This window comes from Pseudomonas sp. PDM02 (assembly GCF_014852285.1).
GTDB classification, from domain to species: domain Bacteria; phylum Pseudomonadota; class Gammaproteobacteria; order Pseudomonadales; family Pseudomonadaceae; genus Aquipseudomonas; species Aquipseudomonas migulae.
In genome coordinates this window covers 179,836-199,080 of the sequence record NZ_JACVBL010000010.1, presented here as the reverse complement: position 1 = coordinate 199,080, position 19,245 = coordinate 179,836, and the positions used below count along the sequence as shown (strand labels likewise).

Sequence of the window (19,245 nt, the reverse complement as noted above, 5' to 3'; positions counted from 1 at the left end):
ACGAACAAACAGGAGTGTTTATATGTCTTTGAAGCTTGGCGTCATCGGCACCGGGGCCATCGGCCAGGACCACATCCGTCGTTGCAGCCAGACCTTGCTCAACAGTCAGGTGGTCGCGGTCACCGACATCAATTTGCAGCAAGCGGCCAAGGTCGTTTCCGATCTGAAACTGACTGCCGAGGTCTATCCCGACGGTCATGCGCTGATCAAGGCGCCGGAAGTCGAAGCGATCCTCGTCACCTCCTGGGGGCCGAGCCACGAAGAGTTCGTATTGGCAGCGATTGCCGCGGGCAAACCGGTGTTCTGCGAGAAACCGCTGGCGGTCACCGCCGAAGGCTGCCGCAAGATCGTCGAGGCCGAAGTGGCCCATGGCAAGCGGCTGGTGCAGGTCGGTTTCATGCGTCCGTACGATGAAGGGTATCGCGCGTTGAAATCAGTGATCGACAGTGGCCAGATCGGCGAACCGTTGATGCTGCATTGCGCTCACCGTAACCCCACGGTGGGCGAGAACTACAAGACCGACATGGCGATCACCGACACGCTGATCCATGAGCTGGACGTGCTGCGCTGGTTGCTCGACGACGATTACGTTTCGGTGCAGGTGGTGTTCCCGCGCAAAAGCAGCAAGGCCCTCGCGCATTTGAAAGACCCGCAGATCGTTCTGCTGGAAACCGCCAAGGGCACACGCATCGACGTGGAAGTTTTCGTCAATTGCCAGTACGGCTACGACATCCAGTGCGAAGTGGTGGGGGAGACCGGCATCGCCAAACTGCCGGAGCCGTCCCAGGTTCAATTGCGCAGCGGGGCGAAGTTGTCCAACGCGATTCTGATGGACTGGAAGGATCGCTTCATCGCGGCGTACGACGTCGAGTTGCAGGCGTTCATTGATGGTGTAAGGGCCGGGCAGGTGGGTGGGCCTTCGGCGTGGGATGGCTTTGCTGCCGCTGTCGCCGCTGATGCGTGCATCGAAGCGCAAAACAGCGGGGCGATCGTCAACGTCGCACTCCCTGATCGCCCCCGCTTCTACGGCTAACCGCAATACCTGTGGGAGCGGGCTTGCTCGCGAAAGCGGTCCTTCAGTCGACAAAGATGGTGCCTGACACACCGCCTTCGCGAGCAAGCCCGCTCCCACAGGGTCCACGTTCTTTCAGGGGAAATACGTGTATGCGCATCGGACTTGTCGGTTACGGCCATGGCGGCCGGTTTTTCCATGCTCCGCTGATCAGCAGTTTGCCAACGGCGACCTTCGTGGGCGTGGTTACCCGCTCCCCCGAGCGCCGACAATTGCTGGCCGCGGAGCATCCCGGCGTGCCAGCCTTCGACAGCATCGGCCAATTGGTGGAAGCCGGAATCGATGTGTTGGTGGTGTCGACACCACTCAAGGGCCGCCCGGCACTGGTGCTCGACGGCATTGAGTACGGCGTGGCAGTGGTCAGCGACAAGCCGTTTGCTGCCGATGCGCAACAGGCACAAACCCTGATTACCATGGCCGAGCGCCAGGGTGTGCGGCTCAGCGTCTATCAGAATCGGCGCTGGGATTCGGATTTCCTCACCGTACGCAAACTTATCGAGTCCGGCGCGCTGGGCCAGGTCACCCGTTTTGAGTCGCGGATCGAGCGCTACTCGCCGCAGTCGGTGAACAACGGCAGTGGCGGCGGCTTCCTGCGGGATCTGGGCAGCCATCTGGTGGATCAGGCGTTGTTGCTGTTCGGTCCGGTGACACGGGTCTATGCCGAACTGGATTACCTAGAGAAAGGCCAGACGTTCGATAACGGCTTTTTTATGTCCCTGACTCACGCCAGCGGTGTGACCTCGCACCTGGGTGGCAGTTGCCTGCAAAACACCCCCGGCCCGCGCTTTCGGGTGACCGGCACACAAGGCTGTTACAGCGTCGATGGTCTGGACGGGCAGGAGGCGTCGGCGCTTGCCGGGCTCTCGCCTAAAACCGAAGGCGAACGCTGGGGCGTGGAGGAGCACCGACGCTGGGGCTGGTTCGAGCAGGGCGAAGAGCGCGAACGGGTTCCCTCCGAGCGGGGCTGTTGGAATCAGTTCTATTTACAGCTACAAACCGCGTTGCAGAGCGGTGGCCCACTGCCTGTGGACGCCCGTGATGCACTGGCGACCACCCGTGTGCTAGACGCCGCGCGGCTGAGTTTCAAGCGCCATCAAGCGGTGGAGTTGAGCCCGTTCGAAAGCCATGGAATAAAATCAGAATAAAATTCTAAAATTGGTTGATATAGAAAATATTTTCCAATAAAGTCATTTCCAGCGAGCTGCCTCGCGTTATGTTTCAACACTTTTCCTGCTTGTCCGCTTACTGAAATCGTCACGCCTCATCCATAAAACCAACAAGAATGTGGAGAAAGACTTTTCATGAAGACCAAGATCCGTTTTGCCTCACTTGCCCTGTCCCTGATGGTCGCCAGCGGCGCTGTGCTGGCCGATGTGAAGATCGGCGTCAGCATGTCCCAGTTCGATGACACCTGGCTGACCTACCTGCGTGAATCCATGGACAAGAAAGCCAAGTCCTACCCCGACGGCGTCCAGCTGCAATTCGAAGATGCCCGCAGCGACGTGGTCAAGCAACTGAGCCAGGTCGAAAGCTTTATCAGCCAGAAAGTCGATGCCATCGTGGTCAACCCGGTGGATACGGCCGCAACCAAAAAAATCACTGAAGCCGCCGTGAAGGCCGGTATTCCGCTGGTCTACGTCAACCGCCGCCCCGATGACCTGAACCTGCCCAAAGGTGTGGTGACTGTCGCTTCCAACGACCTGGAGGCCGGTGAAATGCAAATGCAGTACCTGGCGGACAAGATGGGCGGCAAGGGCGATATTGTGATTTTGCTGGGCGACCTCGCGAACAACTCCACCACCAATCGCACCAAGGGCGTCAAGGAAGTACTGGCCAAATACCCGAACATCAAAATCGAGCAAGAGCAGAGCGGTATCTGGCTGCGGGATAAAGGCATGACCCTGGTCAACGACTGGCTGACCCAGGGCCGCAAGTTTGACGCGATCGTCTCCAACAACGACGAAATGGCCATTGGCGCCGCGATGGCCCTGCAACAGGCGGGCGTCGAAAAAGGCAGTGTGTTGATTGCGGGTGTCGATGGTACGCCGGACGGTTTGAATGCCGTGAAGAAAGGCTCGCTGGCGGCTTCGGTGTTTCAGGATGCCAAGGGGCAGGCCGACGGTTCCATCGATACTGCAGTGAGAATGGCGAAAAACGAGCCGGTCGAGTCGGCTGTCTGGGTGCCGTTCCGCCTGATCACACCGCAAAACGTTGACCAGTTCAAATAGTCCGTCCGTTCAATAACAACAATAAGTACGCAAGGTGGCGAGCGCGACCTTGCTGATGGAGTACCTGATCATGTTCGCTTCAGCGACTGCTTCGAGCACCCCTTTGAAAGGTGCCCAGCCCACTGCAACACCTGTCGATGAGCCGTACCTGCTGGAGATCGTCAACGTCAGCAAGGGTTTTCCCGGTGTAGTGGCGTTGTCCGATGTGCAGCTGCGGGTGCGCCCCGGTTCCGTGCTGGCGCTCATGGGCGAAAATGGCGCTGGCAAGTCCACCCTGATGAAAATCATCGCCGGCATCTACCAGCCAGACGCCGGCGAACTGCGCCTGCGGGGCAAGCCGGTGGTGTTTGAAACGCCGCTGGCGGCGCTTCAGGCCGGGATCGCAATGATCCACCAGGAACTCAACCTGATGCCGCACATGAGCATCGCCGAAAACATCTGGATCGGTCGTGAGCAGCTCAACGGCTTCCACATGATCGACCACCGGGAAATGCACCGCTGCACGGCGAAATTGCTGGAGCGCCTGCGGATCAACCTCGACCCCGAAGAGCTGGTCGGCAACCTGAGCATCGCCGAGCGGCAGATGGTCGAGATCGCCAAAGCCGTGTCCTATGACTCCGATATCCTGATCATGGACGAACCGACTTCGGCCATCACCGACAAGGAGGTCGCCCACCTGTTTTCGATCATTGCCGACCTGAAAAGCCAGGGCAAAGGCATCATCTATATCACCCACAAAATGAACGAAGTGTTCGCTATCGCCGATGAAGTGGCGGTGTTCCGCGATGGCGCCTACATAGGCCTGCAGCGGGCCGACAGCATGGACAGCGACAGCCTGATTTCGATGATGGTCGGTCGTGAGTTGAGCCAGTTGTTTCCGGTGCGCGACGAGCCGATTGGCGATCTGTTGCTGTCGGTGCGCGACCTCAAGCTGGATGGCATCTTCAAAGGCGTCTCTTTCGACCTGCATGCCGGGGAGATCCTTGGCATTGCCGGGTTGATGGGCTCCGGACGGACCAACGTGGCCGAAGCGATTTTCGGCATTACCCCGAGCGACAGTGGCGAGATTCGCCTCGATGGCGAAGTGGTGCGCATCAGCGATCCGCACATGGCGATCGAGAAGGGTTTCGCACTGTTGACCGAGGATCGCAAGCTCAGCGGCCTGTTCCCATGCCTTTCGGTACTGGAGAACATGGAAATGGCGGTGCTGCCGCACTACGCCGGCCACGGCTTCATTCAGCAGAAAGCCTTGCGGGTGTTGTGCGAAGACATGTGCAAGAAGCTGCGGGTGAAAACCCCTTCACTGGAGCAGTGCATCGACACCTTGTCCGGCGGCAATCAGCAGAAGGCCTTGTTGGCGCGCTGGCTGATGACCAACCCACGAATCCTGATTCTCGACGAGCCGACCCGCGGTATCGATGTCGGCGCCAAGGCCGAGATTTACCGACTCATCTCCTACCTCGCAGGCGAAGGCATGGCGGTGATCATGATTTCCTCGGAACTGCCGGAAGTGCTCGGCATGAGCGACCGGGTGATGGTCATGCACGAGGGCGAACTGATGGGCACCCTCGACCGCAGCGAAGCGACTCAGGAACGAGTGATGCAACTGGCCTCGGGCATGTCCTCGGTTCATTAATGATGCGGGTGGTGGCTACGGCCGCCGTCGATGACGCAATAGAAAGGTGAGTGGCTATGAACGCGATACTGGAAAACAAACCGGCAGCGGCACCGGCCAAGAGTCGCCGGCGCTTTCCGACCGAGCTGAGCATCTTCCTGGTGCTGATCGGGATCGGCCTGGTATTTGAAATGTTCGGCTGGATCGTGCGCGACCAGAGCTTCCTGATGAACTCCCAGCGGTTGGTGTTGATGATCCTGCAAGTGTCGATCATCGGCCTGCTGGCGATTGGCGTGACCCAGGTGATCATCACCACCGGCATCGACCTGTCGTCGGGCTCGGTGCTGGCCTTGTCGGCGATGATCGCTGCCAGCCTGGCGCAGACCTCGGATTTCACTCGGGCGGTATTCCCGTCGCTGACTGACTTGCCGGTGTGGATTCCAGTGATTGTCGGGCTCGGCGTCGGGCTGTTGGCGGGGGCAATCAACGGCAGCATCATTGCCATCACCGGGATTCCTCCGTTCATTGCCACCCTGGGCATGATGGTCTCGGCCCGTGGCCTGGCGCGTTACTACACCGAAGGCCAGCCAGTGAGCATGCTGTCGGATTCCTACACGGCGATTGGTCACGGTGCGATGCCGGTGATCATTTTCCTGGTGGTGGCGGTGATCTTCCACATCGCGCTGCGCTACACCAAGTACGGCAAATACACCTACGCCATCGGCGGCAACATGCAGGCTGCGCGCACGTCGGGTATTAACGTCAAACGCCATCTGGTCATCGTCTACAGCATCGCCGGGTTGCTGGCGGGGCTGGCGGGCGTGGTGGCTTCGGCCCGTGCCGCCACCGGGCAGGCCGGGATGGGCATGTCCTATGAACTGGATGCGATTGCCGCAGCGGTCATCGGCGGCACCAGCCTGGCGGGCGGGGTGGGGCGCATCACCGGCACGGTCATCGGCGCACTGATCCTTGGGGTGATGGCCAGCGGGTTCACTTTCGTCGGGGTCGATGCCTACATCCAGGACATCATCAAGGGCTTGATCATCGTGGTCGCAGTGGTTATCGACCAATACCGCAACAAGCGCAAACTCAAGCGCTGACATTGACTGCAAGCAGCGGGGGCCAGCTCTGGCTCTCGCTGCCATGTCCGTTGCCGCCTTGTCTCGCAAGCCGCGCATGTGGAGGTTGGTCAGGTAGTGATTCAAGTAGAGATAGTCTGTCGCAAAATTTTACACAGGGGCCCTCTGTCTGCGGCGAGGAGGTTCCAATTTTCTTATTAAGTAATTGTAATTTAAGGATTTTATGTCTTTGGCGTGAAAAGTGCTGGTGATTGATGTCAGGGGGCCAGTACTGCTTGCTGAGCTGACCCGATCCACGTTGCCGTCGGGTTCCGCCGTCAATGCGCGCATCGTCGGACCTCAACCAGTATCTCCGCACAAGGACTGCTTCAATGCCTCTTGACCGACTTTCCATCCAATGGAAGATCACCTTGCTGACCGGCTTCTGTCTGGTGGCTATCGTTGCCATGCTCATCGGCATCTCGCTCTACCGCATGGGGGCCGGGACCACGCTGGTCAAGGCGAGCAGTGCGCAGATGCTCGAAGCGTCGGCCCGCGAACGCATGCAAGGGGAGGGCAAGGTTCAGGCGTTGACCATCCAGCGTTACTTCATGTCGGCCTACCAGGATGGCCTGAACTTATCCCGCGAAGTAATGCGCCAGCGGCGCCAGGCGCAGAAACTGAATCTGGACGGCCAGGCCCTGCGTGATTCGCTCAACCAGCAGATCAAAGAGGCGTTGCAGGCCAACCCGCAACTGCTCAGCCTCTACCTGGTGTTCGAACCGGATGCGCTGGGCGGTGACGATTCCGCCTTTGCCGGCCGTGCCGAAACGGGCAGTAACGAACAAGGCCGTTTCGCCACTTACTGGGCGCAGCGCGGTGCAAGCCTGAACACCCTGGCGGTGACCGAAGACATGATCAGCGACGCCACGCCCATGCTCGACGGCAGCCCTTTCAATACCTGGTTCAACTGCCCCAAGCAAAGCCTTAAACCCTGCTTGTTGAATCCCTACTTTGATGACGCTTCCGGGCAGAAGACGCTGATCACCACGTTGACCTTTCCGGTGATCGAGAACGGTCGCATGATCGCGGTGGTCGGCATGGACATCAGCCTGAGCAATCTTCAGCAGTTGGCGACGGCGGGCAGTCAGGGCCTTTATCAGGGGCAGGGCGCCATCAGTATCCTCAGCCCGGCCGGCTTGCTGGCCGGTCACAGCGTGGACGCCGGCCTGCTCGGCCAGAGCCTGTCCAAGGCCTACCCAGGCGAAGCGGCCGAGCTGCTGGACTTGCAACGTCAGGGGCAAGGACATGAGCAGCAGACGAACCACCACTTGCAGGTGCTGGCACCGCTGCAACCCATTCCAGATGCCAAGCCCTGGGCCGTGTTGCTGGACGTGCCCATGACGACCCTGCTGGCGCCTGCCATGGCCTTGCAGAACGATCTGGACGTGCGCAACTCCCAGGGAACCTGGCTGGAACTGCTGCTCGGAATAGCCGCCGCCATCGCCGGTCTGCTCCTGGTGTGGCTGACCGCGCGTGGCGTGACCCGACCGATCCTTGGGGTCGCCAGCATGCTCAAGGACATTGCCAGCGGTGAAGGCGACTTGACCCGTCGCCTCGACTACTCGCGCAAGGACGAGCTGGGCGAACTGGCCGGCTGGTTCAACCGCTTCCTCGACAAGCTGCAACCGGTGATTGCCGACGTGAAACGCTCGGTGCAGGACGCCCGCAGCACCGCCGATCAGTCCGCGGCGATCGCCAGCCAGACCAGCTCCGGCATGCAGCAGCAATATCGCGAAGTGGACCAGGTGGCCACGGCCTCCAACGAGATGAGCGCCACCGCCCAGGATGTCGCCCGCAGCGCGGCGCAGGCCGCTGAAGCGGCGCGTGGTGCCGATCTCGCCACCCGCGAAGGCCTCGGCATCATTGGCCACACCACCAGCGCCATCGATGCCCTGGCGCGCGACATGAGCAGTGCCATGGCGCAGGTCGAAGGTCTGGCGGCCAACAGTGAACAGATTGGGTTGGTGCTTGAGGTGATCCGCAGCATCGCCGAGCAGACCAACTTGCTCGCCCTCAATGCCGCCATCGAAGCTGCGCGTGCCGGTGAAGCCGGGCGCGGCTTTGCGGTGGTTGCCGACGAGGTGCGCAACCTGGCCAAGCGGACCCAGGACTCGGTGGAGGAAATCCGTCAGGTCATCGAAGGTTTGCAGAAGGGGACCCGCGAAGTCGCCAGTTCAATGAACAGCAGCTACCAGCAAGCACAGGGCAGCGTCGTACACGTCGAACAGGCGGTCGCCGCCTTGCGTCGAATCGGCGAATCGGTATCGGTCATCTCCGACATGAACCTGCAGATTGCCAGCGCCGCCGAGGAGCAGAGCGCCGTGGCCGAAGAGATCAATACCAACGTGGCGACCATCCGCGATGTCACCGAATCCCTGTCGGGGCAGGCCGAGGAATCGGCCCAGGTGAGCCAGGCGCTGAACCGCCTGGCCAACCATCAGCAGGGGCTGATGCAGCAATTTCGGGTTTAGTCTGTTCAGGGCGTGGGTGAAGGCCATTTATGCTATTCACCCTCGCATTCCTTGCACCAGGCTAACGCAACAGATGCACGGTCAAACCGACGAGCGCGCAGGCCATCAACACCTGAATGACACCCCGCTTGAAGCGGAACAAGGCAACCGCCGCCGCAATCGCGATCAGCGCGGAGGGCCAGTCGAGGTTGCCGCTGAAGCCTGTTGGCCAAAGCACGTGATAGCCGAAAAAACACGCCAGATTGAGGATCACTCCAACCACGGCGGCTGTTATGGCGGTAAGCGGTGCCGTGAACTTGAGTTCGTTGTGGGTCGACTCCACCAGCGGGCCACCCGCGAGGATGAACAGGAACGAGGGCAGGAAGGTGAACCAGGTCACCAGCGAGGCCGCCACGGCCCCGGCCAGAAACACCTGATCGGCTCCGAACACTTGCGAGACATAGGCGCCGACAAAGCCGACGAAGGCCACGACCATGATCAGCGGCCCCGGTGTGGTTTCCCCCAGGGCCAGCCCGTCGATCATTTGTGTCGGGGTCAGCCAGCCATAGTGTCCGACCGCGCCCTGGTAGACATACGGAAGCACGGCATACGCACCGCCAAAGGTCAGCAACGCGGCTTTGGTAAAGAACCAGCTCATTTGAGTCAAGGTGCCTTCCCAGCCGAAGAGGAGGGTCAAGATGCCCATCGGCAATGCCCAGAGCGTGGCGCCGATAAGTGCGAGCGACGCCAGTTTCAGCCAGTTAAAACGGGCATGCTCAGGGGTGGGGGTGTCGTCATCGATCAAGGCTGGCCCGAAGGATTTTTTGGCGGAACCATGGCCCCCGGTCCTGAACTTCTCGGGCGCCAGGCGCCCTCCGACATAGCCGATCAAAGCGGCGCTCAGCACGATCAGCGGGAATGGAACGTTGAATGCGAAGATCGCGGTAAATGACGCCGCCGCTATCGCCCACAGCCAATAGTTCTTCAGTGCCCGAGAGCCGATCCTGTGTGCCGCTTGCACCACGATGGCCGTCACGGCGGGCTTTATCCCATAGAAGAGCCCGGCCACCACGGGTATATCGCCGAACGCGATGTACATCCACGACAACGCAATCAGGATGAACAGCGAGGGCAACACAAACAGTGCCCCCGCAATGACTCCTCCCCATGTCCGATGCATCAGCCAGCCAATGTAGGTCGCCAACTGCTGAGCCTCAGGCCCGGGCAGCAACATGCAGTAGTTGAGGGCATGCAAAAATCTGCGCTCCGAAATCCAGCGCCGCCGTTCTACCAACTCCTGGTGCATGATCGAGATCTGTCCTGCCGGCCCGCCGAAACTGATGAAGCCGAGCTTTAGCCAGAACCAGAACGCCTCACGCAAACTGACCGGCTGAGGCCTCGACAGATTCTCGTCAACTTCCAATGTGGAAACCTTACTCATCGGGTTGTTCCTCTTTCACAAATTCGTCGAGCAGGCCGTCGAAGATGGCGCTTGCAGCAGCGAGCAAGTGGTCGTCATGGGCAATGGTTTCACGCAGCCCTGCCAGCATCCGTTCGAGAGCTGATGCAGGCAGGGCGAAATCGTCCTCAAGCGGCGCTATCCAGCACCGAGCCTTGTTGTACGAACCGGTCGATCAACCACCTTGCCGCAGGGCCCGGTGGCAGATCCGTACGGTAGATTACGTCGAAGGTATATTGGCCGCTTTTGTATTCCGGTATGTTCAATTGCACAAGCCGGCCGCTCTCCAGATCTTCCTGGACCATCGGCAACGGCATGTTCCCCCAACCGATGCCTTCACGCAGCAGCATGTGCTTGGCACCCAGGTCCGCCAGGCGCCAGGTGCGGTTACTGAGCACGGCGAAATCCTTGCCTTTGGTCAGAAGCGAGCGATCGGACAGCACCAGTTGCGTGAACTCTCGCCCGGCACCGGGCACATTCGAGTCGCTTGAAGCCAGTGGATGATTCGGGGCTGCCACCGGAATCAGCTCCACGCTGCCGACGCCAATTCTTTCGATACCGTCGATGCCTTCGTTCATCGGCCCACTGACGCCGACGATAGCACCACGGTTGATCACCAGTTCCGTGACGGCGCCGAGCGCTTCCATATGCAAGTGCAGGGCAACCGTAGGGAATTCTTCGCGAAAGGATTTGAGTGCGTCGACCACGCGCTCCGGGGGAAGCATCACATCGAGCACCACGTGGACTTCGGCTTCAAGCCCCTGAAGCAGCCCTTTCACTTTGGCACGTAAACCATGAATGCCATTGGCGATGGTCCGGGCTTCGGCCAGAACGGTGCGGCCGGCGTCGGTGAGCTGCGGCTTGCGTGTGGTCTGACGGTCAAACAGCGACACGCCGAGCTGCATTTCCAGGTTGGCAATCGAGTAGCTGATGACCGAAGTGGCTCGATGCAGCTTTCTGGCAGCCGCTGCAAAACTGCCAACTTCAACGACCGTCAGGAACACGCGCAGTTGGTCCAGTGTCGGTGTTCCGGGATCAGAAATCATGCGTGTTTCCTCGAACGTAATGATCAATATTATCCCGGTATTGCTAACCGTTTCATCAGCCTGGATTGCCTGCCCGGCTTGCGGTTTCAACCCGACCCTCAGGGAAACTGAAACGCCAGACAGATAAGCGCAAAGCCCCGACAGGGTGAGCAAGGCTCCTAAAGAGTGGCGGGTCGCAATCGGCGACAGTTGAGTCGTCGATTGCGACACCCCCATACGTTCAGGCGTATGCGCAGCGGCTGGAATTATTCAGCTGCGCTCTTAACAGGAGAAACAAGATGACTGATTTCATTCCTACCCCCAACGAGATCGCCGGCAAAGTCGTGATTGTGACGGGCGCCGCCAGCGGTATCGGCCGTGCCATCGTCGAGCTGTTTCATGCCCGTGGCGCCAGGATCATAGCCGAAGACATCAACCCTGAAGTGAATGCACTTGAGCGCCCGGGGCTGGTGCCTTTGGTGGCGGATATCACGGTCGATGGCTCGGCTGAACAGGCTGTTGCACTGGCCGTTCAACACTTCGGCACGCTCGATGTGCTGGTCAATAATGCGGGACGGATCATCTACAAGCCTCTGGTCGAGATGACCCGCGAGGACTGGAGCTGGCAGATGGAGACAAACGTGACGGGCGCATTTCTCCATTCCCGCGAAGCGGCGAAAGAAATGATGAAGAAAAAGTCAGGCGCTATCGTCAACATTGCCTCCTATGCCTCTTACTTTGCCTTCCCCGGTATCGCGGCCTACACCGCGTCGAAAGGGGCACTGGCGCAGTTGACCCGGACCCAGGCGCTGGAAGCGATAGAACACGGTATCCGGGTCAACGCGATTGGCGTGGGTGACGTGGTCACCAATCTGCTCAATCACTTCATGGAAGACGGCCCGGGTTTCCTGCAAGAGCACGGGAAATCCGCCCCCATTGGCCGTGCCGCCTCGCCCGGGGAGATCGCCGAAATCGTGGCATTCCTGGCCTCCGAGCGCGCCAGTTTCATTGTCGGCTCGGTGGTCATGGCCGATGGCGGCATGAGCATTCCCGTGGGCGGTTGATAGGGCGGTTGTACCTGCGGCACGGTGCACGCCGTGTCGCGTTTTTCATTTGCGGTAGTGACTGGGCAGGACGCCGACTTCCCGTTTGAACGCTTGAGAGAAATGGCTGGCGCTGCTGTACCCGACTTCCAGTCCGGCATCGATGATGCTCATGTCGGTTTCAATCAGCAGTTGCCTGGCTTTGGTCATTCTCAACCTGATGAAGTAGCGCGAGGGTGAAAGCCCCGTGGCGCGTTTGAACAGGCGGCTGAAGTGGTACTCGCTCATGCCGGCTTCGTCGGCCAGGTCACCCAGACAAAACGCCTCACTCAATGACCTCTCCATCGCGTTCAGCACACGCTTGAGCTTGAAGGCCGGCAGGGCGTTGCGCTGCACGATGTTGTCCGCTTGCGTATCAAGGTACCGGCGCGCCAGATGCACGGCGATGCACTGGGCGATGCCTTGCATCAGCAGGGGGCTGGATTCTCCCTGGGTAGTCAGTTCAACTCTGAATTGTTCGAACAGCACTGACAGCGCTTCATCTCGACCGCCGGATATTTCCCGCAGGCAAATCGCACCGGTGACCTCTTTGTGGGTTTCCTGGATTGCACGTTCAAGCAATGGCAGACCGAGGTAAATGTGCATCACCACGAAGGGCTCCGCACTGTTCACGTGCCAGCGCATTTCGTAGGGCACAGCACTGGTGGTCAGGAAAAAATCACCCTTTGTCACCTCACTCGCCAGCCACTCTTTGCCGGGCTCCCGTTCTTCAATGGTGGCGCTCCCGCACAGCACCCAGACAATCAGCGGTTCAGCCACGGCGGGAACGACAAAGCTCTGTTCGATCCTTTCCCGGGTAAAGATCTGCACCAGCACATCGTTGGAAAATACATCCTCGGAGGCGGCCAGGCGCTGACCGCGAATGTGCGATTCCAGGCCTGTTGCAGAGGTTCGCTCAACGATTTGCACGATTGAACTCCCTGTTGATGGGGTGAATTACTTGCCTATTTATTCGAATCTAATGATCTAAATTAGTCGGCTATTCAGATGAGAGGACAAGACGCAAAATTTCTTCACAGCAGCGATTCATGGCGAGTCGCACAAACTTTGAAGGAAATACCTCATGACTACTTCTGCAAACATCGCTCATTCCACCGGCTCTGAACAGAGCCGCCGCGACGTGACCCAAGCCTCGGCTTCGTTGATCGGCCGCGTACTGCTCAGCGCAATCTTCATTCTCTCCGGTTTTTCGAAACTGGCCGCTCCCGCGATGATGGTCGGCTACATCAGCTCCGTGGGTCTTCCGCTTCCGGAACTGGCGCTGGCGTTGGCGATCATTGTCGAAGTCGGTGGTGGCCTGGCACTGATCGCCGGTTACCGCACTCGCACCGTTGCCGCTGTACTGGCCGTGTTCAGCGTATTTACCGCACTGGCTTTCCATAACGCACTGGGCGATCAAAACCAGTTCATCCACTTCTTCAAGAACATCGCGATGGCTGGTGGCCTGTTGCAGGTCGTGGCCTTCGGTGCCGGTCGCTTCAGCCTCGACGCTCGCCGTCGTTGAACCGGTAAGTCGCAGCCTGTTATCCCGACAGGATCAGGCAAGTTGTCAGAAGGATCTGACTAACTGGCTGCCCACCGTTATCCCTAATCTGGACTGGCAGCGAGACACCGCTCTCGCGTCACCAGCCACTCAAGTGAGGGATTAGGGTCATGTCGAATATCTCGAAAAAAGTCGTTCTGATTACGGGCGCGAGCAGCGGAATAGGCGAGGCGACAGCGCGCCTGTTGGCCAGTAGCGGTGCACATGTCGTGCTCGGGGCACGTCGTACGGAGCGCCTCGAAATACTCTGCGCGCAGATCAATTCCAGCGGGGGAAGTGCCCACTTCCAGGCATTGGATGTCACCCGTCTGACCGACGTACAAGCGTTCGTGGATTTTGCGTTGAACCTGCATGGCCGGGTCGACGTATTCGTCAATAACGCCGGGGTCATGCCGCTGTCGAAACTCGAGGCGCTGAAGGTCTCGGAATGGGATCAGATGATCGACGTCAATATTCGCGGCGTCTTGCACGGTATCGCGGCAGGTTTGCCGTTGATGCAAAAACAGAAATCAGGCCAGTTCATCAACATTGCATCGATTGGCGCCTACACCGTCAGCCCAACGGCGTCGGTCTACTGCGCGACGAAGTTTGCAGTGCGCGCCATATCTGAGGGATTGCGTCAGGAGGTCGGCGGGGACATTCGTGTCACGGTGATTTCACCCGGCGTAACCGAGTCCGAGCTGGCCGAGAGCATTTCCGATGAAGGCGGGCGTGCCGAGATGCGCGAGTTCCGCAAGATCGCCATCCCGGCAATGGCCGTCGCTCGCGCTATCGCTTACGCCATCGAACAGCCTGCCGATGTGGACGTCAGTGAGCTGATTGTCCGCCCGACTGCCAGCGCGTACTGAACCGAGGACTTGAACATGACGGTAAAAAAATCCGCTGATCAGGACAAGTACGTCGGTATGTGGGTCACGGCAGACGGGCTCATCCGCCATGAGCTCTTGCCGGGTGGCCGATACGATGAAGCCCGGGGCCGGAAGGCGAGTGCCTACCAGGGGCGGTATTGGCTGGAAGGTGACCACATCGAGTACGTCGATGACACCGGGTTCACGGCTGATGGCGACTTCCGCGACGGGATTCTGTACCACGCGGGCATGATTCTTTATCGCGAGGTGTAGAGGCCTGGCACTGCCGTGACGGGTTGCCTGCAATGGGTGCCGTTACTGATGCTCAGGCGAAGAGTCGGCCGCATTCATCTTCTGGATGACCAACTCGATGAACGCTGATACCGCCAGCGGCAACTGTCGGCGGCTCGGATACAGCACGTTCAGGCCGTAACCGTTGGGCTGGTATTGAGGCAACACCGGGACCAGTGCGCCGGCCTCCACTTCAAGCTTGGCCATCACCGGCGGCAGCAGCGCGATGCCGAGGCCCGCGACGGCGGCCTTGCGCAACGCCTGGGCGGTATTGCCGCTGAAGCGTCCGCTCACTTGCACTTCTTCCTCACCGTTCGGGCCGACCAAGCGCCAAGTGGCATGGCCGCCTGCATGCGCCGAGATCACACAATCGTGGTTTACCAGGTCTTGCAGCGTGCGGGGTGAACCGCGCGCCGCGAGGTAGGCGGGGCTGGCGACCATCCCGACGCTGCGCGGGTCAAGGATCTGACGACCGACATAGCCTGAATCGCGCAAGGGGCCGCCACGAAAGGCGACGTCGATCTGCTCGGCGATCAGGTCGGCCTTCGCGTCGCTGAGCACAAAGTCGAGTCGCACGCGCGGATGCGCGGTCAGAAACTCCGTCACCCATTGCATCTGAAAAAAGTCGAAAAAGTCAGCCGGGGCCGCCACGCGCACCCGACCACTGGGCTCGTGACTGCCCGTCATCAACGCCTGTCCCGCTTCAAGCAGGCCATCGACAGCGCCCACGCAACGCTCATGAAAGCCAAGGCCGGCACTGGTGAGCGTGAGCTTGCGAGTGGAGCGCTGCATCAGCCGAGTGCCGAGCTGCGTTTCGAGCTGCTGGATGCGCCGACTCACGGTATTGGGGGGCATGCCCAGCTGTCGCGCGGCTTCTGCAAAGCTGCCGCAACGTACTACCTGCACAAACATGGCGATGTCATTGAGGTCGAGCATGGCGAGTAATTCCTGATGCTGGTGGACGAGTGCAATCCAATTGTACCGGTTTATCAAGTAATCGTTCCGGGCCTATTGTCTGGAGCATCGGGCCGAAAGGCTTCCAACTTCGAGTCATCAAGATGTCTTTAAAGCAACAGCCTCAGTTCGCTACACAAGAAACCGTTACCCAGCGGGCCATCCGTTACCGCACCACCGGCAATGGGCATGGCGCGATTGTCCGGTTGATGAGCCCCTCAGACCTCGGCCAACTGCTCAAGCCTTTTGTGTTCCTTGACCTGTTTGAAGGCGAGAGCTCGTTCATCAACGGCATGCAGATGCATCCGCATTCCGGCATCGCCACGGTCACCGTCATTACCGAAGGGAATTTGCGTTTTGAGGAGGCGGATTCGGGTTCGGGGATGATTGACTATGGTGGTGTCGAATGGATGCGCGCCGGTGGCGGGGTCTGGCATGGCAAGGAAATGTCGGTCGGTACATCGAAGCGCATTCAGGGTTTTCAACTGTGGGTTGCACTCCCGCCGGCACTGGAAAACGCCAGTGTCGATAGCCAATACCTGGAGTCAGGCGTGATGCCAGAAGTGGGGCCGGCGCGTGTGATTCTAGGTGCATACCAGGGTGTCCAAAGCCCGGTTCGCGCTCCCGCCGGCATGAACTACCTGCTGGTCACGCTACCTGCCGGAGAATCCTGGAGTTATGTGCCGCCCACGGGTCATGAGTCGTTGTGGTTGAGTGTCAGTCGCGGCTCGCTTTGCGCTCCGGAGCTGGTCATGGCGGGAGAAATGGTCGTTTTCGAACCCGGTAGCGGCACCGTTACGCTCAAGGCCATGCACAAGGAAACGGTCTTCGTGATCGGCTCCGCGCAGCCACATCCTTATGATCTCGCGCTGGGAAGTTACTCGGTGCATACCAACCCGCAAGCCTTGCGGGCGGGGGAGGCGAAAATTGCCGAGATCGGTGCACGGCTGCGTGAATACCTGAAAAAGCCGAGCGGGTCAGCCAGCGTGCCCGTTTTCAAGTAACCCGGCTTTCAGGTGATTAAACCGGTGTTGCCCCCGCTCGTGCAGGGCGAGCGGGGGCAATGAACAACCTGTATCAGCTGAAGCGAATATCCAGTGAGCGAAGATGCGTCTGCAGCCCCGCGTCCTGGATCGGGATCAGGAACGCTTCCTGATCCGACTCGTTGAAGTGGGCGTGCCAGTAGCCAGGTGGCGTTACAAAAGCCAACCCCGGGGCCCAATCCACACGAACCGGGTTACGTATCTGGCCATCGGCATCCAGCTCGGTGCCCACCAGTGAGTAGCAACCTGCCGGGCAGTCGATGATGAAATCCAGCGCAATGGACTGATGCCGGTGAGGCTTCTGGATCGAGCCGGCAGGCAAGATTCCATACATTGCCCAGAGCACATGGGTCACGGTTCGGGTTTGAGGAAAATTGCGATTAGCCAACAAAATGCTGATACGGCTGCGGTCTTGCGCGCGCGGGTCATCGGCCGCTTCACGCAGCTTCGCGTTGGCTGTATGCGCCGGATACAACGTAGGCATGAACCGATCGATGCTGCGGGTCACGCCGAGATAACGCAGCAGTGGTTCGTCATGCACGTAGTAGAGACGGGCATCCTCGGTCGCGCTGAAACGGGCGTCCAGAAGACCTGGCAGTGCGATGAAGCAGCCCTTGGACCATTCAAGGGTGTGCTCGCCCTGGGTGACTTCGCCTGCGCCGGCAATCACATAAAAAACCTGCGAGGTGGCGTTGGGCTGGAGCGTAAGGTTATCGCCCGCATTGAGGCGGATGAAGTTTGCACAAAGCCCGGGCCCGGTTGCCGGCCCTTCACAGCCCAGTGCTTCGCTCAGGTCCAGCGGCACGATCCGCGAGGGGCCAGTGGCACAGAGTGACGCTGGAAAGTTGTGGTAGGGAACGCGGGTAATGAGCTTGGCGCTGATCGGATTCGCCGCTTTGCTGTACTCGAAATATTCGGCTTCCCGCTCGTTTGTCGGCACGGCGTCTACTGCATCGATCCTGAATGTGCTGTTCACGGTTATCACCTCGATCTTTGATCCTTTGACGCAGCTTCTGTTGGATTGCCGTCAGAAGCTGCGAGGGGGGGTACAACGGGAAGTGGTGACTATCGGTTGACCATTTTCGCCGGTACGAACACCAGGATGATCATGGCCGAGACGAACACGCAGCCCGCGACAATGACCAACCCTGTGGTCATCGATTGCGTCAGGTCCTTCAGGTAACCGTGCATTGCAGGGCCGGCGAAGCTGGCCAGATTGCCCGTGGAGTTAATCAGCGCAATTCCGGCCGCCGCACCTGCACCGCCCAGAAACGAGGTCGGCAGCGCCCAGAACATGGGCAGTGAGGTGATGATCCCGGCAGTCGCGATGATCAGACCGGTAATGGCCAGCCAGGGTGTCAACGGGAAGAACGCGCAAATCAGAAAACCAGGCACGGCCACCAACAGCGGAATGATTGCATGCCAACGGCGCTCCCGATGGCGATCAGAGCTTTTACCGGCCAGGTACATGCCCAGCAGTGCCGCCAGATAGGGCACCGCCGAAATGATCCCGATCGTTCGCGGGTCGGTAATGCCGGAGTTGCTGATGATGCTTGGCTGCCAGAAGCCAATGGTGCTGGTGCCCATCACGAGCAGGAACAGAATGGCGCACATCAGCCAGACCCGACCGCCGAGCAATCCTTGACGCACCGAGCTGTGGGTTTTGGAGCGGTTGTCCTGGCTGATTTCTTCGGCAACCAAGGCGCGTTGTTCTTTGCTCAGCCAATGAGCGTCGTCGACTTTGTCGGTGAGAAAGAACATCACGACAAAACCCAGTATCAGTGCCGGTGCGGCTTCGATAATGAACAGCCATTGCCAGCCGGCCAGCCCATGGACCGCGTTCATGGTGTGCATGATGTAGCCCGACACCAGGCCGCTGAGGATGCCGGACACCGGATTGCCCGCCATCAGCAGCGCGACCATCTTGCCCCGGCGATGGGCCGGAAACCAAAGGGTGAGATAGAGCACGATGCCGGGGAAAAAGCCTGCTTCGGCGATGCCCAGGAAAAACCGGGCGATGTAGAACTGCATCGGCGTCTGAACCAGTGCAGTCGCAGCCGAGATGAGCGACCAGGTGATCATGATCCGGGCGATCCAGCGTCGCGCGCCGACGCGGTGCAGGATCATGTTGCTGGGCACTTCAGCGAAGAAGTAGCCAATGAAGAAAACACCGGCGCCCAGGCCGTAGACCGCATTGCTGAAGGACAAATCGTTGAGCATGGTCAGCTTGGCAAAGCCGACGTTGATCCTGTCCAGGTAACTGACGACATAGCAAAGGAACAACAGCGGCATGAACCGCCACATGATTTTCTTGAACGTTGATTCGGCGAGGGCAGGGTCCTGTACGCCGATGTGCTGTTCTGCGGTATTGAGGATAGTCATCGCTGACTCCTTGTTATTTTTATGGAGTGCTCGTGATATCAATGCCCTGTGATCGCCAGCGAGCAGTCGAAGCGGCTGTACTCTGGCGATTGTGGCAGCTCTGAAGGTTGT

17 protein-coding genes and 2 pseudogenes are annotated in these 19,245 nt (G+C 59.6%); 12 read left to right on the top strand and 7 right to left on the bottom strand.

Going from position 1 to position 19,245, the window contains the following annotated elements; translation table 11 throughout:
* The first annotated feature begins 22 nt into the window (after window positions 1-22).
* The 7 genes and pseudogenes from IB245_RS19190 (at window position 23) to IB245_RS29400 (ending at window position 8,507) form a co-directional block, all read left to right on the top strand.
* A complete protein-coding gene (locus IB245_RS19190) occupies window positions 23-1,033 on the top strand; it encodes a Gfo/Idh/MocA family protein (protein ID WP_008039111.1) in 1,011 nt (336 codons plus the stop codon).
* Window positions 1,034-1,164: 131 nt separating this feature from the next.
* Window positions 1,165-2,217, top strand: coding sequence for a Gfo/Idh/MocA family protein (locus IB245_RS19185; protein WP_192228358.1), 1,053 nt, complete (start codon window positions 1,165-1,167; stop codon window positions 2,215-2,217).
* Between the two features lie 156 nt (window positions 2,218-2,373).
* Window positions 2,374-3,300 carry a sugar ABC transporter substrate-binding protein gene (locus IB245_RS19180; protein ID WP_008039109.1) on the top strand — a complete coding sequence of 309 codons (927 nt, stop codon included), beginning with the start codon at window positions 2,374-2,376 and terminating at the stop codon, window positions 3,298-3,300.
* A gap of 70 nt (window positions 3,301-3,370) precedes the next feature.
* On the top strand, window positions 3,371-4,936 hold the full coding sequence (locus tag IB245_RS19175; RefSeq protein WP_008039108.1) for a sugar ABC transporter ATP-binding protein: 1,566 nt from the start codon (window positions 3,371-3,373) through the stop codon (window positions 4,934-4,936).
* Between the two features lie 56 nt (window positions 4,937-4,992).
* Window positions 4,993-6,015, top strand: a complete 1,023-nt coding sequence (locus tag IB245_RS19170) for an ABC transporter permease (protein ID WP_008039101.1) — start codon at window positions 4,993-4,995, stop codon at window positions 6,013-6,015.
* 299 nt (window positions 6,016-6,314) lie between these two features.
* Window positions 6,315-7,649 (top strand): annotated as a pseudogene (locus tag IB245_RS29405) (HAMP domain-containing protein); the annotation flags it as partial.
* Window positions 7,650-7,751: 102 nt separating this feature from the next.
* Entirely contained in the window at window positions 7,752-8,507 is a 756-nt protein-coding gene (locus IB245_RS29400) for a methyl-accepting chemotaxis protein (RefSeq protein ID WP_411736698.1), read from the top strand.
* 61 nt (window positions 8,508-8,568) lie between these two features.
* On the opposite strand, the gene chrA is transcribed toward IB245_RS29400, so the two are convergent.
* The 3 genes and pseudogenes from chrA to IB245_RS19150 all read right to left on the bottom strand — a co-directional run bounded on the left by chrA (window position 8,569) and on the right by IB245_RS19150 (window position 10,991).
* Window positions 8,569-9,927, bottom strand: a complete 1,359-nt coding sequence (gene chrA / locus IB245_RS19160; protein WP_192228356.1) for a chromate efflux transporter — start codon at window positions 9,925-9,927, stop codon at window positions 8,569-8,571.
* A pseudogene (locus IB245_RS19155) lies at window positions 9,920-10,054 on the bottom strand (chromate resistance protein); the annotation flags it as partial. The pseudogene IB245_RS19155 and the gene chrA, both read right to left, overlap by 8 nt.
* A 19-nt stretch (window positions 10,055-10,073) precedes the next feature.
* On the bottom strand, window positions 10,074-10,991 hold the full coding sequence (locus tag IB245_RS19150) for a LysR family transcriptional regulator (protein WP_008024727.1): 918 nt from the start codon (window positions 10,989-10,991) through the stop codon (window positions 10,074-10,076).
* A gap of 278 nt (window positions 10,992-11,269) precedes the next feature.
* Between IB245_RS19150 and IB245_RS19145 the strand changes: the two genes are divergently transcribed.
* On the top strand, window positions 11,270-12,034 hold the full coding sequence (locus IB245_RS19145; protein ID WP_192228355.1) for an SDR family NAD(P)-dependent oxidoreductase: 765 nt from the start codon (window positions 11,270-11,272) through the stop codon (window positions 12,032-12,034).
* Between the two features lie 45 nt (window positions 12,035-12,079).
* Here the strand turns inward: IB245_RS19145 and IB245_RS19140 are convergent, their stop codons facing one another.
* Window positions 12,080-12,982: a helix-turn-helix domain-containing protein gene (locus IB245_RS19140; RefSeq protein ID WP_008024731.1), complete on the bottom strand. Its 903-nt coding sequence runs from the start codon at window positions 12,980-12,982 to the stop codon at window positions 12,080-12,082.
* A 154-nt stretch (window positions 12,983-13,136) separates the two neighbouring features.
* Between IB245_RS19140 and IB245_RS19135 the strand changes: the two genes are divergently transcribed.
* The 3 genes from IB245_RS19135 to IB245_RS19125 all read left to right on the top strand — a co-directional run bounded on the left by IB245_RS19135 (window position 13,137) and on the right by IB245_RS19125 (window position 14,737).
* On the top strand, window positions 13,137-13,577 hold the full coding sequence (locus IB245_RS19135; RefSeq protein ID WP_008024732.1) for a DoxX family protein: 441 nt from the start codon (window positions 13,137-13,139) through the stop codon (window positions 13,575-13,577).
* Window positions 13,578-13,726: 149 nt separating this feature from the next.
* Window positions 13,727-14,464 (top strand): SDR family oxidoreductase, encoded by a 738-nt coding sequence (locus tag IB245_RS19130; protein WP_192228354.1) that lies wholly within the window; start codon window positions 13,727-13,729, stop codon window positions 14,462-14,464.
* Window positions 14,465-14,479: 15 nt separating this feature from the next.
* Window positions 14,480-14,737 carry an Atu4866 domain-containing protein gene (locus tag IB245_RS19125; protein ID WP_008039090.1) on the top strand — a complete coding sequence of 86 codons (258 nt, stop codon included), beginning with the start codon at window positions 14,480-14,482 and terminating at the stop codon, window positions 14,735-14,737.
* 42 nt (window positions 14,738-14,779) lie between these two features.
* On the opposite strand, the gene IB245_RS19120 is transcribed toward IB245_RS19125, so the two are convergent.
* A complete protein-coding gene (locus tag IB245_RS19120; protein ID WP_192228353.1) occupies window positions 14,780-15,691 on the bottom strand; it encodes a LysR family transcriptional regulator in 912 nt (303 codons plus the stop codon).
* Between the two features lie 122 nt (window positions 15,692-15,813).
* Here IB245_RS19120 and IB245_RS19115 point away from each other — a divergent pair, with 122 nt between their 5' ends.
* Window positions 15,814-16,713, top strand: a complete 900-nt coding sequence (locus IB245_RS19115; protein WP_192228352.1) for a pirin family protein — start codon at window positions 15,814-15,816, stop codon at window positions 16,711-16,713.
* A 73-nt stretch (window positions 16,714-16,786) separates the two neighbouring features.
* Here the strand turns inward: IB245_RS19115 and IB245_RS19110 are convergent, their stop codons facing one another.
* Both IB245_RS19110 and IB245_RS19105 read right to left on the bottom strand, forming a co-directional pair.
* Window positions 16,787-17,728 carry a cupin gene (locus IB245_RS19110; protein WP_192228351.1) on the bottom strand — a complete coding sequence of 314 codons (942 nt, stop codon included), beginning with the start codon at window positions 17,726-17,728 and terminating at the stop codon, window positions 16,787-16,789.
* Window positions 17,729-17,817: 89 nt separating this feature from the next.
* Window positions 17,818-19,134: an MFS transporter gene (locus tag IB245_RS19105; RefSeq protein ID WP_192228350.1), complete on the bottom strand. Its 1,317-nt coding sequence runs from the start codon at window positions 19,132-19,134 to the stop codon at window positions 17,818-17,820.
* Between the last annotated feature and the right edge of the window lie 111 nt (window positions 19,135-19,245).

What these genes read in the sequence shown, in the direction of transcription:
- IB245_RS19135 (WP_008024732.1), top strand. Translation starts at nt 13,137, where the DNA reads ATGACTACTTCTGCAAACATCGCTCATTCCACCGGCTCTGAACAGAGC.
- IB245_RS19125 (WP_008039090.1), top strand. Translation starts at nt 14,480, where the DNA reads ATGACGGTAAAAAAATCCGCTGATCAGGACAAGTACGTCGGTATGTGG.
- IB245_RS19145 (WP_192228355.1), top strand. Translation starts at nt 11,270, where the DNA reads ATGACTGATTTCATTCCTACCCCCAACGAGATCGCCGGCAAAGTCGTG.
- IB245_RS19115 (WP_192228352.1), top strand. Translation starts at nt 15,814, where the DNA reads ATGTCTTTAAAGCAACAGCCTCAGTTCGCTACACAAGAAACCGTTACC.
- IB245_RS19190 (WP_008039111.1), top strand. Translation starts at nt 23, where the DNA reads ATGTCTTTGAAGCTTGGCGTCATCGGCACCGGGGCCATCGGCCAGGAC.
- IB245_RS19120 (WP_192228353.1), bottom strand. Translation starts at nt 15,691, where the DNA reads ATGCTCGACCTCAATGACATCGCCATGTTTGTGCAGGTAGTACGTTGC.
- chrA (WP_192228356.1), bottom strand. Translation starts at nt 9,927, where the DNA reads ATGAGTAAGGTTTCCACATTGGAAGTTGACGAGAATCTGTCGAGGCCT.
- IB245_RS19105 (WP_192228350.1), bottom strand. Translation starts at nt 19,134, where the DNA reads ATGACTATCCTCAATACCGCAGAACAGCACATCGGCGTACAGGACCCT.
- IB245_RS19185 (WP_192228358.1), top strand. Translation starts at nt 1,165, where the DNA reads ATGCGCATCGGACTTGTCGGTTACGGCCATGGCGGCCGGTTTTTCCAT.
- IB245_RS19175 (WP_008039108.1), top strand. Translation starts at nt 3,371, where the DNA reads ATGTTCGCTTCAGCGACTGCTTCGAGCACCCCTTTGAAAGGTGCCCAG.
- IB245_RS19150 (WP_008024727.1), bottom strand. Translation starts at nt 10,991, where the DNA reads ATGATTTCTGATCCCGGAACACCGACACTGGACCAACTGCGCGTGTTC.
- IB245_RS19130 (WP_192228354.1), top strand. Translation starts at nt 13,727, where the DNA reads ATGTCGAATATCTCGAAAAAAGTCGTTCTGATTACGGGCGCGAGCAGC.
- IB245_RS29400 (WP_411736698.1), top strand. Translation starts at nt 7,752, where the DNA reads ATGCAGCAGCAATATCGCGAAGTGGACCAGGTGGCCACGGCCTCCAAC.
- IB245_RS19180 (WP_008039109.1), top strand. Translation starts at nt 2,374, where the DNA reads ATGAAGACCAAGATCCGTTTTGCCTCACTTGCCCTGTCCCTGATGGTC.
- IB245_RS19170 (WP_008039101.1), top strand. Translation starts at nt 4,993, where the DNA reads ATGAACGCGATACTGGAAAACAAACCGGCAGCGGCACCGGCCAAGAGT.